The organism is Variovorax dokdonensis, assembly GCF_030316895.1.
GTDB lineage: Bacteria > Pseudomonadota > Gammaproteobacteria > Burkholderiales > Burkholderiaceae_C > Variovorax > Variovorax dokdonensis.
In genome coordinates, this window is the sequence record NZ_JASZYV010000005.1 from 221,378 (window position 1) to 235,063 (window position 13,686).

Here is a 13,686-nt window from a genome sequence, read left to right on the forward strand (position 1 = left end):
CCGGGCCTAGAAGTCCACCAGCCGCAGGCCGATGTTGAGCACGGTGCGGTTGCGGTTGTAGTCCAGCAGCGTGTTGCCGTAGCCGTTGAACAGCTGAACCAGGAATCGCAGATCGCTGCTGCCCGGATCGCCGATCACGCGGGTGTATTCGAGCTTCTGCGAAGCCGTGCCGAAACCGCCGAGCGTCAGGCCGAAGGCATTGCGGCTGTCCGGATACCACCAGCCGGAGATCTCGCCGTGGCCCAGATAGTCGGTGATGTCGGGGTTGTCGTCGTCCGTCGCGCTTTCGGAGATGCGCTTCCACACCCGCGCCGTCACGGCGAAGCTGTTGCCAAGCTCGATGCCGCCCATGAGGTAGTAGCGGTTCCAGCTGCGCGACAGCGGCTCGCTCTGGCCGTTGGACTGGTGCACCAGACCCACGCCCGCATAGCGCCAGCGCCAGCCGCCGGGCAGGTGCACGTCGGTGGGATAGACGTACATCATCTCGGGCTGGTAGTCGGTGTTGCGGAAGGGCCGCGAGAGATCGTTGTTGAACAACTGCCAGTTGGACTGCTGGGTGTAGCCGAACCACAGCGAGTCCTGGCGGGCCGGATCGTTGCGGGTGAGCAGTCCCTGAGCCAACTTGCTGCGCAAGGACAGGTTGATCTGCATCTCGGCGTTCTGGTAGTCCTGCTGCGTGCCGTTGTGATTGGGCGCCGGCGAAGTGGGCGCCTGGGGCTTCTCCGGCGAGAGGGCCACCGTCAGATCGGTCGGCTTGTAGCCGCGCAGACCGAAGATGCCGCAGCTGCTGTCCGGCTCCAGCTCCCAGAAGCGCGACAGCGTGGAGTACTCGCGGTTGCGGCAGCCGCGCCCGCTCGGAGCTTCGACCACGCGCGTGACGGGCACGCTGGAGTCGACGGGCGGCTCGGTGGGGGCGGCGTCGGCGCTGGCCGGCGCGCCTGTCAGCGCCGCAGGCGCGGGCGGGACGGCCGCGGCGGGCAGGCTTTGCTGCTGCGACCAGCGATCGAAGCAGGCCAGGCGCGCCTTGTCGTTGCCGGCAATGGCCTGGCATTGCTGCCATGTGAGCTGCGAATCGGCCTGGGGCAGCGCGGCGGGCGCGGCGCTCTGCGCCCAGGCGCCGGCGCCAGCGAGCGCTCCGAGGGAAGGGAGGACCACGCGCGCCAGCGTGGACAGGGTTGCAAAGCGCGGCATGTCGATCGCGCGGCTTGTCGGTTCGGGGTTGGATTTGCTCATTTTGGTGGGTTCGGGCTCGCCCGTTCGAGGGTGAACGCGTGGTCCTTGTCGGCGGTGTTGTCGTGCCAGGTGCCTGTGAATTTCCTGCCGCACGATTCGGCCTGCAGTGCGCCGATCCAGCTGGCGCTGATGCTGCGGCCATCCTGCGATTCATCCAGCGTCAGCTTGCCGTCGGCCGGGTCGACGTCGCCGGCCAGCAGTGCGGGTGCCTTGCCAGGTCGCGTGATGGTGCCGCGCACGCCGTCGTATTCCGGGTGACGCCTGAGTTCGACGCGCGCGGGTTCGATCTGGCCGTCGATGCGCGCCTGCCATTGGCCGTAGAGCGCGCGCGTCGGCAGGTCTTGCGCGTCTTCGGCGCAGCCGGGGGCCGCGTGGCGCTGGGGCATCTGCGTGCAGGCCGAAAGTGTGGTCAAGGCGGCTAAGGCCGACAGGGCCAGCGCCAGTGCGGTGGTTCGGGTGAATGCCATCAAGTCGATGCAGGCGTCGTGCCGGTGGGTTGGGGCGTGTCCGCAGCCGCGGCCGCAGCGGCGGTGTCGGCGGCGCGCTTGGCGAACTCCGCGCGCAGCGCCTTGAGCTTTTCGCGCGGGTCTTCCTTGGCGGTGGTCTTGTCCAGCGCCATTTCGGTGATGAAGCGGCTGGGGCGGGCGGCCACCATTTCGCGGCCCTTCTTGCGCTTCTTGGTCCAGCTCACGGCCAGGCTGCGCTGGGCGCGCGTGATGCCCACGTACATCAGCCGCCGCTCTTCCTGGAGCCGCTCCAGCGTGTTTTCCTCGACCTTTTGCTGACGACCCTCGTCGTCGTCGAGCTTGAAGGGCAGCAGGCCCTCGTTGCAGCCGATCAGCATCACATGCGGCCATTCCAGGCCCTTGGAAGCATGCAGGGTGGACAGCGTGACCACGTTCTGGTCCTGCTCGCGTTCGCTGAGCGTGGAGATGAGCGAGATGGTCTGCGCCACTTCGAGCAGGCTGCGCTGTTCGCCCGGCACGTTGTCGCTGCCGGCGTCGTCCTGCAACTGGCCGCCGCAGCGCTGGGCCATCCAGTCGCAGAACTCCATCACGTTGCCCCAGCGGGAGGCGGCGGCCTGCTCGCTGTCCTCGCCGTCGTACAGATGCTTCTCGTACTCGATTTCCTTGAGCCAGTCGTCGAGGAAGGCGCGGGCATTCTGGGCGCCCATGCAGTGCCGCGCCCGGTATTCGAGGTCGTTGATGTAGCGGCCGAACTCGTGCAGGCTTTCGATGGCGCGCTTGGGCATCACGCTGGGCAGCGACGAGCTGAACAGCGCCTCGAACAGGCTGAGCTTGTATTGGGTGGCAAACACGCCCAGGCTGGCCAGGGTCGTGTGGCCGATGCCGCGCTTGGGCGTGGTTACGGCGCGCAGGAAGGCGGGGTCGTCGTCGTTGTTGATCCACAGCCGGAACCAGCCGCACAGGTCGCGGATCTCGGCGCGGTCGAAGAAGCTGGTGCCGCCGGAGACCTTGTAGGGAATCTGCGCGCGCCGAAGCGCCTGCTCGAACACGCGGGCCTGGTGGTTGGCGCGGTAGAGGATGGCGAAGTCGCGCCATTCCTTGTGGGTGGAGTTCTCGCGCAGGCTCTGGATGCGCGCCACCGCGCGTTCGGCCTCGTGCTGCTCGTTGTCGGCATCGACCACGCGCACGGGCTCGCCTTCGCCCAGCTCGGAGAACAGCGTCTTGGGGAACAGCTTGGGGTTGGGGCCGATGACGTTGTTGGCCGCCCGCAGGATGGCGCTGGTGGAGCGGTAGTTCTGCTCCAGCTTGATCACCTTCAGGCTGGGGTAGTCGACCGGCAGCTTGCGCAGGTTGTCGAGCGTGGCGCCGCGCCAGCCGTAGATGGACTGGTCGTCGTCGCCCACCGCGGTGAAGCGGCCGCGCTCGCCCACCATCCACTTGAGCAGTTCGTACTGCGTGGCGTTGGTGTCCTGGTATTCGTCCACCAGCATGTGGCCCATGGCCTTCTGCCACTTGGCGCGCACGTCCTCATGGTCGCGCATCAGTTTGAGCGGCATGCCGATGAGGTCGTCGAAGTCCACGCTCTGGTAGGCCGTCAGCCGCTCTTCGTAGCGCGCCATGATGCGGGCGGTGATGCGCTCGTTGTCGTCCTGCGCCTGGGCCTCGGCCTGGGCGGCGTTCAGGCCCATGTTCTTCCACTTGCTGATGGTCCACTGCCAGGTGCGCGCGGTGGCAGCGTCGGTGGTGCCGCCGGCGTCCTTGAGGATGCGCACGACGTCGTCCGAGTCGAGGATGCTGAACTGCGCCTTCAGGCCCAGCGTCTGCCCGTCCTGGCGCATCATGCGCACGCCCAGCGCGTGGAAGGTGCAGATGAGCACCTTGCCGGCGTCCTTGCCGATCAGTCCGCGCGCGCGCTCGCGCATTTCCGCTGCAGCCTTGTTGGTGAAGGTGATCGCGGCGATGCGCGCCGGCTCCACGCCCGCCTGGATCAACCGAGCGATCTTGTGGGTGATGACGCGCGTCTTGCCCGAGCCCGCGCCTGCCAGAACCAGGCAGGGGCCATGCATGTAGTTGACAGCTTCCTGCTGCGAAATGTTGAGGCCGGAAGACATGGAAAAGTGCGGGGGGTGTGCCGTGCAGGCACGCAGACGGAAAGCGAAAGGCCAATGATACGGGGGGCGCTTTTCGCATCACGGGGAGGGCGAGGCCGGGGCTGCGGCGACAATCCGCCCCCGTGCTGCCCATCTTCCTCGTCACTCTCCCGTTCTTCGCGCTGGTGGCGGCCGGCTATCTGGCCGCCCGCATCCGCATCCTGCCGCTCGAATCCATTCCAGGGCTCAATGCCTACGTCCTGTACTTCGCCCTGCCGTGCATGCTTTACCGGTTCGGGGCGAACACGCCCATCGGGCAACTGCTGGACGGCAGCGTGGCGCTGGTCTGGGGCATCTGCGCATTCGTCGTCGTGGCTGCGGTGGTCGCCTTCAGTCGCAACGGACGCATCGGCTGGAACGACGCCAGCTTCGGCGCGCTGGTGGCGGCCTTTCCGAACACCGGGTTCATGGGCGTGCCGCTGCTCACCGCGCTCCTCGGCGCCCAGGTGGCGGGGCCGGTGATCCTCACCATCATGTTCGACATGGTGGTGACCACCTCGCTGTGCGTGGCGTTGTCCCGGCTGGACAACTCCGGTTCGCAGGGTGCCATCCAGGCGGTGCGCAACGGGTTGCTCGGTGTGCTGCGCAACCCGATGCCCTGGGCCATTCTGCTGGGCGCCTGGGCGTCCTGGGCGTCATTCCACTTGCCCGGGCCGGTGGAACGCACGGTGGCGATGCTCGGCGATTCGGCGTCTCCGGCGGCCTTGTTCACCATCGGCGCCGTGCTCGCTCGCTCGGCCATGCTGACCAGCCAGGCGAGAGGCAAGGCGCCGCTGGCCGACGTGCTGCCGGTGGTGCTGGTCAAGCTGGTGGCGCACCCGCTTCTGGTGTGCGCCGTGGCCCTGGGGCTGCGTGCCGTCGGGCTGCCGCTCAGCGGGTCGGCGATCGTCGTCCTGGTGCTGGTGGCCGCGCTGCCCAGCGCCAGCAACGTATCGATGCTGGCGGAGCGCTTCGGCGCCGACAACGGCCGCGTGGCCCGCATCATCCTCTGGACCACCGTGGCGGCCTTCTTCACCTTCCCCTGGGTGGTGGAGCAGACGGCGCGGCTGCGCTGAACAGGGCCGGCGAGCGGCTCAATCCGAAACGATGCCCAACTGCCGTGGGTCGGCATCGGGCAGCAATTCGCAGCGCGTGAAATCGCGGCCCTGGCTGCCGTCGCAGTAATAGGTGTTGTAGATCCGTCCGAACAGCGTGGGCGAAGAGACGAAGAGCAGACCGTGCTCCGGCTGCCAGCGGCGCGATCCCCTGGCCGGACTCGATGGTGCACTGGCCGCCGGCACGGCAGAGGCGGCCGCAGCGTCGACGTCGGTGAACTCCGCCAGGGTTTGCCGCGCCGCATCGCCACGCCAACGCGTGCCCAACTCCTGGGCCCCGGGCCGCGCCGCGACCGGAATCAGCAAGGCGTTGACCTGATCGCCCTCGCCGAATCGATGGCTGCGCCCGGCCAGGAAGGCGTACGCGCAGGCAGCGTGGCATTGGCCCACGACTTCCGTTTCGACCCCGGCGGCCTGGATCGCCTGGGCATAGGCCACGGCGACATCGGCCGATCCGCCCAACGCGTCCTCGAACACGACGACTCGCACGCCGCCTTGCTGCAAGCGGCCGGCGAATTCGCGCGCGGCAGAGCCGTCGAGCATTCCGCTCACGTGCAGGCGGTCGGCCTTCTGGCTGAGTTCGGCCGCCTGGAGCGTGCCGGCCGCCAGCAGCACCAGCGCCGCAACTGTCCCGATCCGAAAAATCCTTCTCATGGCCTTCCCCTTGACCCTTCTTCTCGAGCCTGTTCAACGCCCAAGAGAGTGAGCATTCACCCGAAGCTCGTGGTTCCGGGCTGGTGCGTCAACCGCTGTTGCGAATTCTTGCTCCGTTGTCGCAACCCTGATGCAGTGCGGGCGATCCGGATCGGCGGGGCCCCTTGCCTTGTCCTTCTGGCCTGAGGGTGTTTAGGTCGTTTGTCTAGTGCTTAGGTTCTCAATTTGTCATAGAGTCTTCTCGAAACATCGGGAGCAGTTGATGTCGACTCTGGTTCGTGCGGTGCTTTGGTTGCTGTGGTGTGGCGCCATGGCCTGGTTGTGGAACGTTGGCGCGATGGGCGCTGGCCTGGCGATGGCCAGCGCTGCATTGGGCCTGGCGGTTTTCGCCTGGCCCGCCGGCACGGTGCGCAGGCGCCGCACGCGCGAACTGCGCTACGTCGAGATCCGCTGAGCCTGCGGATCGCCTCGACGCTTCAGATGGCCTGAGGGTCCACGTCCACCAGCCATCGCACCAGGCCCTTGCCCTGAGGGCCCTGGCGCAACGCCTGCAGCAGCGGGCGGCCTGCCGCCAGAAAGGCCTGCAGCGCGCCGCGTGAGGCGCTTTCCACCAACATCTGCGCACGTTCGACATTGGCCACGCGCTGCACCGCCAACGGCACGGCGGGGTAGCAGCTCACCTGTGCCGCGCCCTCGAGCAGTGCCCCCTGGCTGGCGAATTCGTTGAGGAATGACTGCGCGGCCTCTTGCGTGCGCGCGTCCGCGCGGATCAGCGCCTGGAAAGCAAAGGGTGGCATTCCGGCGGCGCGGCGCTCGGCCAGTTCCTGTTCGGCGAAGGCGGGGTAGTCGTGTTGGCGCAGTGCCTGGAACAAGGGGTGCCGCGGATGATGCGTCTGCACCCACATCTGGGCGCGGCTGCCTTGCGCCGCCAGGAAGGCCGCATCGCGCCCGGCGCGGCCGGCCGATTGCATCAGCAGCGCGAACAGTCGCTCCGGCGCGCGAAAGTCGCTGGAAAACAGCGCCCCATCGGGCTGTACGGCTGCGACCAGCGTCACGCGGCGAAAGTCATGGCCCTTCGCGATCATCTGCGTGCCCACGAGCACGTCGACCTCGCCAGCATGAACGGCGGCAAGGTGCTGTTCCAGCGCGCCCTCGTGCCGGGTGCTGTCGGCGTCGATGCGGCCGATGCGCAAGGCGCTGCCGTCCGGACGCCTGACCGGCTCGAAGAGTTCGCCCAGGTGTTCCTCCAGGCGTTCGGTGCCCCGGCCGACGGGCGCGATGTCCAGGTTGCCGCAGGCCGGACAGGCGCGCGGCACGCGCTCGGCGAAGCCGCAGTGGTGGCAGCGCAGCGAACGGTCGATCTTGTGGAAGACGCGGTAGGCACTGCAGTGCGGACATTCGCTCTTCCAGCCGCAATCCCCGCAGGCGAGTACCGGCGCATAGCCGCGACGGTTGAGCAGCAGCAGGCACTGCTCGCCGCGCGCGGCGCGCTCGCCGATCGCAGCCATCAGTGCGGCCGAGAGCACGGTGCGCGGCGGCTGCAGCGTCATGTCGACCAGCCGCACTTCGGGCAGCTCGCCCTTGACGTCGCTCCCGGCGTCGGCGCCGATGCGCGAAGGCATTTCCAGGCGCCGATACCGGCCGCCCGGGTCTTCGCCCTGCGGCGGCCGGCTGTGGTGCCAGCTTTCGAGCGAGGGCGTGGCCGAGCCGAGCACCACCTTGGCGCCTTCGCGCCTGCCACGCCAGATGGCGAGATCGCGTGCCGAATAGCGCGCTCCCTCCTGCTGCTTGTAGCTGGGATCGTGTTCCTCGTCGACGACGATCAGGCGCAAGCCGGGCAGCGAGGCGAACACGGCCATGCGGGTGCCGAGCAGGATGCGCGCCTGGCCCAGGTGCGCAGACATCCAGCTGGCCAGGCGCTGGGCCGGCGTCATGCCGCTGTGCAGCGAAACCACGGCGTCGGCGCCGAAGCGCTCGCGAAAGCGCGCTTCCAGTTGAGGCGTGAGATTGATCTCGGGAACCATCACCAGCGCCTGTGCCGTGGGTTCGGCATCCAAGGCATTGGCCACGGCGCGCAGGTAGACCTCGGTCTTGCCGCTGCCGGTGCTCCCGAACAGCAGGAAGGGGCCCGCGTCGTCCGCCAACCGGTCGAGGGCAGCGGCCTGCTCGGGCGTGGGCTCTGGTGCGGATGGTTCGGCAGGCGCGTTCGTCGCGGAAGTCTCGGCGCTGTCGGACTTCGCCTTTTTCGACGCCGCGGTGGCCCTTCGTTTGAGGCGGCGGGCAAGCTGTTCGGCGCTCAGCTCGCGCAGCTGCGGTGGCAGCGCGGCCAGCGCCACCTCGCCGATGGCGCGCTGGTAATAGCGGGCCGAAAAGGCCACCAGGTCCATCCAGGCGGCCGAGAGCGGCGGCAGGGCGTCGAGCACGCAGGCGGCCGGACGCAGCGTCATTTCTGCCGCCGCGCCGGCCACACCGGGCGCAGCGTCGGAATGACCGCCGTCCCCAGGCTCGCCGGCCGCCCCTTCTTCCGTGGCCGCCCACACCACACCGCAGACCTCGCGCCGCCCCAGAGGCACGCGCACCAGGCTGCCCGGGAGCACCTCTTCGTGGTGCGAGTAGCTCAGAAGATCCCCCAGCGCGCTGTGCGCTGGCGTGGGGACGGCAATGTCAAGACGCCAGATCATGATTACGCGTCGATGACATTCTTAAGCTGCCGTGTAAGAACATGGACTAAGTCTTTGATTTTTCAAGCGTTTGAAAGTCGTCCAGTTTTTTTGTGGATAACTTTGTTGATATCGGGCCTGGATCGCCCGGAAGGCCTTGAAAATCAAGGCTTCGGCTAGGTTGCGCGCAAAACAGGCAAAATCCAAAGCCTATAAAAATCAACAACTTAGCGTGATCAATGATTGCCGGGAAGGTGCCGCACCCCTCAAGCAGAGTTTTCGCGGTGCAGCAAGCACTGTGTGCATAAGTCAGCCGGTGCTTACCTCTTTGGGCTTGACAAACCGATTTTCGGGCCGCGCAGCGTTACACATTCTCACGGACGTGAGCGGTCGCTAGCGTCTGAGCGCCCGTGAGTACAAATGCACGGCTTCGACCAACGCCGCCACGTTCTCCGGTGGGGTGAACTGGCTGATGCCGTGACCCAGGTTGAAGATGTGTGTGGGTCCGCTGGCGGCGACGTCGGTGTGTGGTTTCCCGAAACTGTCCAGCACCCGACGGGCCTCCTGCGCCACCACTTCGGGGGATGCGAAAAGCACGTTCGGGTCCAGGTTGCCCTGGAGCGCCTTTGCCTTTTCGCCAGATTCACCCACGGCGGCGCGCGCCCGGGCCAGGTTGACCGTCCAGTCCAGGCCCAGGACTTCGCAGTCGAGTTCGCCCATTTCCCGAAGCCACAAGCCGCCGCCCTTGGTAAAGACGATGCGAGGAACGGGTTGGCCATCGGCGCCGGTGCGCTTGAGTTGCGACAGCACGCGGGCGGTGTAGGCCAGACTGAATTCCTGGAACACGCCGTCGGCCAACACGCCGCCCCAGCTGTCGAAGATCATCACGGCCTGCGCCCCGGCGTCGATCTGGGCGTTCAGGTAGGCGGCAACCGCATCCGCATTCACCGCCAGGATGCGATGCATGAGGTCCGCGCGCCCGTAGAGCATGGATTTGACCAGCCGGTAGTCGCTCGACCCGGCGCCCTCCACCATGTAGCAGGCCAGCGTCCAGGGACTGCCGGAAAAGCCGATCAGCGGCACCTGGCCATCGAGTGCGCGCCGGATGGACCCGACGGCGTCGCAAACGTAGCGCAGCTTGTCCAGATCGGGCACCGCCAACCGCGCCACGGCGGCTTCGTCCCGCACGGGGTGGGCAAAGCGGGGGCCTTCGCCGGCCTCGAACGACAGCCCCAGGCCCATGGCGTCGGGCACGGTCAGGATGTCGGAGAAGAGGATGGCGGCGTCCAGCGGATAGCGCGCCAACGGCTGCAGCGTCACTTCGGTGGCGTAGTCGACGTTGGTCGCCAGGCCCATGAAGCTGCCGGCGCGTGCGCGGGTCGCGACGTACTCGGGCAGATAGCGCCCGGCTTGTCGCATGAGCCAGATGGGGGTGTGATCGGTGGCCTGGCGCCAGCAGGCGCGCAGGAATGTGTCGTTCTTCAGGGGAGAGAAGGCCATCTCGCGATTGTCGCAGGGGCGTGCCCTGCATCGGATGGCCCCGTGGCGCCCGCGACGCTTCAGCGTGCGAAGCGCCGGTCCGGCGATCAGGTCTTGTACTTGACCGAGCAGCCGTACGGCCGGGTGGACGCCGCCGAGATCGGCTTGCCGCCAAAGGCCTCGGCCAGCGCCTGGTTGACGTAGTTGGTGGCGGTCTTGATGTCGTCCTTGCGCGCCGACGGGACACTGTCGATGCCCCCCGCGTAGACCAGCGTGCCTTGCGGATCGATGATGTACATGTGCGGCGTGGTGCGCGCGCCGTAGGCTTGTCCGATGGTGCCGTCCGGGTCCATCAGCGTGGCAGTCGGGGCGCTGTCGCGCTCCTTCATCCACGAGGCCAGCGCTGCCGGCGCCATGAAGTCGGACGATCCGCGTTCGGTCGAATTGATGGACAGCCAGACGACGCCGCGGGAGACGGCCGACTTCTGCGTGGCGGGCATGTTGCCGCTGTCGTAGTGCTTCTGCACGAACGGGCAGCCTGGGTTGGTCCATTCGAGCACCACGTACTTGCCCGCGAAATCGGACAGGCGGTGCTGCTTGCCTTGCGTATCGGTGGCGACGAAATCGGGCGCCTTCTGCCCGACGGCGGGTGCCGCATGGGCGGCGCCGCTGGCCAGCAGGGTGGCGCCGAGTGCGACGGCCGCCGCCATCACGGCGCGGCGCGAGGCGCGATTGAGTGCTGCGCGGGCGCGGCGGGCGACCTGCAAGGAGCGGTCGGCGGATCCGGAGAGACTAGCCATGGCTTCTTTGTGCCTCCATAAAACTTTAACTACGGCGTGAGCTTAGAACGGATAGCTCAACGGTTGCATGGACAACCCGCGGCACCACAGGGTCAAGCGATGTCACACCTGCTTTCAAAGGCGCCCGAGCGCTGCCGTCAGCTCGCTCTTGCTCAAAATTTCGTTCATCACCACCGGGCTCGTTCCCGGCGCATGCAAAGCATAGACCGGTACGCCGCTGCGGCCCAGGGCGCTCAGGGCGGCGGTGATGGCCGGATCGCGCCGCGTCCAGTCCGCGCGCAGGGTGACGACCTTCTTGGCGTCGAACATCGCGAGGATCTCGGCGTCGGACAGGGTGGTCTTCTTGTTGTACTGGCAGGTGATGCACCAGGCGGCGGTGAAGTCCACGAACACCGGCCGACCCTGGGCCACGAGCTGCGCGACCCGCGCCTCGGACCACGGTTGCCAACGATCGCCGCTGGCCGCGACGCTTTCGGGCGCCTTTTCCGACAGGATGCTGCCGCCCAGGGCACTCGCCAAGCCCGCCGTGGCGAGCACGAAGACGCCGGCCAGCACCACGCGCGTACGGCCACGCAGCGTCAGGGCCCACACGATGGCCGCCAGGCCGACCAGCAGTGCCAGCAGGGCACCGGCACCATCGATGCCCGTTTGCTGGCCCAGCACCCAAACCAGCCACGCCACCGTGCCGAACATGGGGAAGGCCAGCAAGCGCTGGAGCGTCTGCATCCAGGCGCCGGGCCGTGGCAGTGCTCGCGCCATGCCGGGGATGTAGGCGGCCAGTACATACGGCAAGGCCAGGCCGACGCCGAGCGCGGCGAAAAGAAGCAGCGCCTGCGCGGCCGGCAGCGTGACCGCCAGGCCGAGTGACGCGCCCATGAACGGCGCCGTGCACGGTGTTGCCACGACCACCGCCAGCACGCCCGACAGCAGGTCGTTCGCCCAGGGCGTTCGAGCCTGGAGGTTGAGCAGCGCGCCTGGCGCATGAATGTCGAACATTCCCGCGAGGTTCAGGCCGATCAGCGTGAACAGCGCGGCCAGGCCGGCCACCACCGCCGGAGACTGCAGCTGGAAGCCCCAACCCAGTTGCGCACCCGTCGCGCGCAGCGCCAACATGGCGCCGCCTAGCGCGAGCAGCGACAGCAGCACGCCCGTCGCGTAGAGCAACGCCGACCGCCGGTGCGCAGCCACGTCATCCGAGTGACGCGTGAACCCCAGCACCTTGATCGCCAGGATGGGGAAAACGCAAGGCATCAGATTGAGCAGCAAGCCGCCGGCCAGCGCGCCGATGAGCGCGAAGAGAAAGCTGCCGCCGGCCAGGGTCGACGTCGTCGTGGCAGCACCGGCCGAGGACGCATTGGCAGCGTTTTCGTTCAGGGCGGTCTGCAGCTGCGGCGAAACTTCGGCGCGCGTGGCCGGCGCCGGCCACTGGCCCGAGACGGGCGCATCGACGCGCCAGGCGCGTGGCGTTTCGCCGGTGCGCGGCTCGGCCAGGGCGACCACCAAAGGCAGGTTGGCTGGACTGGCGGCGCGCTGTGGATCGAGCGGCAGACTGGCGGACCAGGTGGCGTCGGTCCAGGATTGCGTCCAGTCGCGCCCGGACACCGCGGCATTGCGGATGATCTCGCCGGTTTCGGGGAAGAAATCCAGCGCACGGCCGCGCACCGACTCGGGCAGCCCTTGCAACCGCACGTTCAGGCGATCGCCTTCGACGGTCACGGCACCGTTGCCCTCCAGCGGTGCGGGGCGCGCGGCGAATGCGGCCTCGAACGCCTCGCGCTGCAGCGCGGTGCTGCCTTGCAGGGGAATGTCCAGCGCAAAGCTGCCTTCTTCGGGGATGCACTCCAGCTTGCACACCAGCCAGCTCGCCTGCAGCTTGACGGTCAGGCTGCGCGCCAGCGGGGACGGCCGGAAATCCGGCGACACGGTCAGGGGCACTGGCAGCAGCACCGTGCCTTCGTAACCGTAGTTGGCGAGCGAGCCGACCGGGATCTTGTGCGGCGCCGGCCAATCGATGTCGCCGGCTTGGACGCCTTGCGGCAAAGTCCAGCGCAGCTCGGTCGGCAGGCCGGAGTCGCCCGCGTTCTTCCAATAGGTGTGCCATTGCGGCTGGTGCTGGATCTGCAGGCCCACCCAGACCGGCTGGCCGGCGGCGACGCCCTGCGGGGCAAACGCCATCAGCTCGGCGCGCACGCGCGGCGTGGTGACCGAGGTTTGCGCGGGGCCCGTCGCCAGGGGCTGAGCGAATGCCGCGCCGGCCATCGTCGTGGCGAGAAGGATCAGGGAAGCGCTGGCCCAGCGGCGCAGAAAGTTCGTCATGCGGATCGTCGGAGCCTGCGGGACATGTTGAAGTTCCGGTTCGTCGTGTCGCTGTCGGCCGGGCTGCCTGTTCAGGCCGCCCAACCCAGCACCACCCGGCGCGTGCGTGCGCTTTTCTTTTCGATCTTGGTGACCACCACCGGTCCGATTTCCGCGGTGTTGGCCACATGCGTGCCGCCGCATGGCTGAAGGTCGATGTGGTCCGCGCCATCCCCGAGGCCGATGCGGATCGTGCGGATCGTTCCGGCGCCGCGGGGCGGCTGAACGCTCATGCTTTTGACCAGCGACGGATTGGCATCGAGCTCGGCTTCGCTGATCGCGCCGACGCTGATGGCATGCGCCTGCGCGACCAACTGCGCCAGGCCTTCGGACAGCAGGTCCTTGTCCAGCGGGTCGGTCATGTGGAAGTCGAGGCGGGCGTATTCGGGCGTGATGGAACAGCCGTCGACCGGATGCGGCACCAGGCGGCATAACAGGTGCGTGGCGGTGTGAAAGCGCATCAGCTTGTGGCGGCGCTCCCAGTCGACCCGGGCATGCACCGCGTCGCCGGGCTTCAGCGCGGCCAGGACCTCTTCCTGTCCCGGCGCCGGCAGGTGCACGATCTCAAGCAGGGGAACGCCTTGCGCGTCCTTGGCCTTGCGCGTGTCGGCAATGGCCAGCACCAGCCCGTCGTCACGCGCGAGCTGGCCCGCGTCGCCGGCCTGGCCACCGCCCAGTGGATAGAACACCGTGCGGTCGAGCACGATGCCGCCGCCGTCCTCGATGCGCAGCACATGCGCTGCGCATTCGCGCAGGTACGCATCGGCGCGGAAAAGCTCTTCGGTCATGCGTCG

General features: G+C 67.9%; 11 protein-coding genes. 2 read left to right on the forward strand and 9 right to left on the reverse strand.

Annotated elements, in window-relative coordinates; genetic code table 11:
- Positions 1–6: 6 nt before the first annotated feature.
- From QTH91_RS21395 to QTH91_RS21405, 3 genes are read right to left on the reverse strand one after another with little or no spacing between them, the layout of a single operon-like run.
- On the reverse strand, positions 7–1,233 hold the full coding sequence (locus QTH91_RS21395; protein WP_286662166.1) for a phospholipase A: 1,227 nt from the start codon (positions 1,231–1,233) through the stop codon (positions 7–9).
- Positions 1,230–1,700, reverse strand: a complete 471-nt coding sequence (locus QTH91_RS21400) for a hypothetical protein (RefSeq protein WP_286662167.1) — start codon at positions 1,698–1,700, stop codon at positions 1,230–1,232. The genes QTH91_RS21395 and QTH91_RS21400 overlap by 4 nt, the downstream gene beginning before the upstream one ends.
- A complete protein-coding gene (locus tag QTH91_RS21405; RefSeq protein ID WP_286662168.1) occupies positions 1,700–3,811 on the reverse strand; it encodes an ATP-dependent helicase in 2,112 nt (703 codons plus the stop codon). The genes QTH91_RS21400 and QTH91_RS21405 overlap by 1 nt, the downstream gene beginning before the upstream one ends.
- A gap of 122 nt (positions 3,812–3,933) precedes the next feature.
- Here QTH91_RS21405 and QTH91_RS21410 point away from each other — a divergent pair, with 122 nt between their 5' ends.
- Positions 3,934–4,905, forward strand: a complete 972-nt coding sequence (locus QTH91_RS21410; RefSeq protein ID WP_286662169.1) for an AEC family transporter — start codon at positions 3,934–3,936, stop codon at positions 4,903–4,905.
- Positions 4,906–4,923: 18 nt separating this feature from the next.
- Here the strand turns inward: QTH91_RS21410 and QTH91_RS21415 are convergent, their stop codons facing one another.
- Complete coding sequence (locus QTH91_RS21415) at positions 4,924–5,598, reverse strand: hypothetical protein (protein ID WP_286662170.1); 675 nt, start codon at positions 5,596–5,598, stop codon at positions 4,924–4,926.
- 262 nt (positions 5,599–5,860) lie between these two features.
- Here QTH91_RS21415 and QTH91_RS21420 point away from each other — a divergent pair, with 262 nt between their 5' ends.
- Positions 5,861–6,052, forward strand: coding sequence for a hypothetical protein (locus tag QTH91_RS21420; protein ID WP_286662171.1), 192 nt, complete (start codon positions 5,861–5,863; stop codon positions 6,050–6,052).
- A gap of 22 nt (positions 6,053–6,074) precedes the next feature.
- Here QTH91_RS21420 and priA read toward each other — a convergent pair whose 3' ends face one another.
- The 5 genes from priA to QTH91_RS21445 form a co-directional block, all read right to left on the reverse strand.
- Complete coding sequence (gene priA, locus QTH91_RS21425) at positions 6,075–8,279, reverse strand: replication restart helicase PriA (protein WP_286662172.1); 2,205 nt, start codon at positions 8,277–8,279, stop codon at positions 6,075–6,077.
- A gap of 372 nt (positions 8,280–8,651) precedes the next feature.
- Positions 8,652–9,758, reverse strand: coding sequence for a uroporphyrinogen decarboxylase (gene hemE / locus QTH91_RS21430; protein WP_286662173.1), 1,107 nt, complete (start codon positions 9,756–9,758; stop codon positions 8,652–8,654).
- Between the two features lie 86 nt (positions 9,759–9,844).
- Positions 9,845–10,537: a thioredoxin family protein gene (locus QTH91_RS21435; protein ID WP_286662174.1), complete on the reverse strand. Its 693-nt coding sequence runs from the start codon at positions 10,535–10,537 to the stop codon at positions 9,845–9,847.
- 114 nt (positions 10,538–10,651) lie between these two features.
- The gene (locus QTH91_RS21440) at positions 10,652–12,796 is read right to left on the reverse strand and encodes a protein-disulfide reductase DsbD family protein (protein WP_286662208.1); all 2,145 of its coding nucleotides are present in this window, start codon (positions 12,794–12,796) and stop codon (positions 10,652–10,654) included.
- Positions 12,797–12,924: 128 nt separating this feature from the next.
- Positions 12,925–13,680, reverse strand: a complete 756-nt coding sequence (locus QTH91_RS21445) for an alanyl-tRNA editing protein (RefSeq protein WP_286662175.1) — start codon at positions 13,678–13,680, stop codon at positions 12,925–12,927.
- Positions 13,681–13,686: the final 6 nt, after the last annotated feature.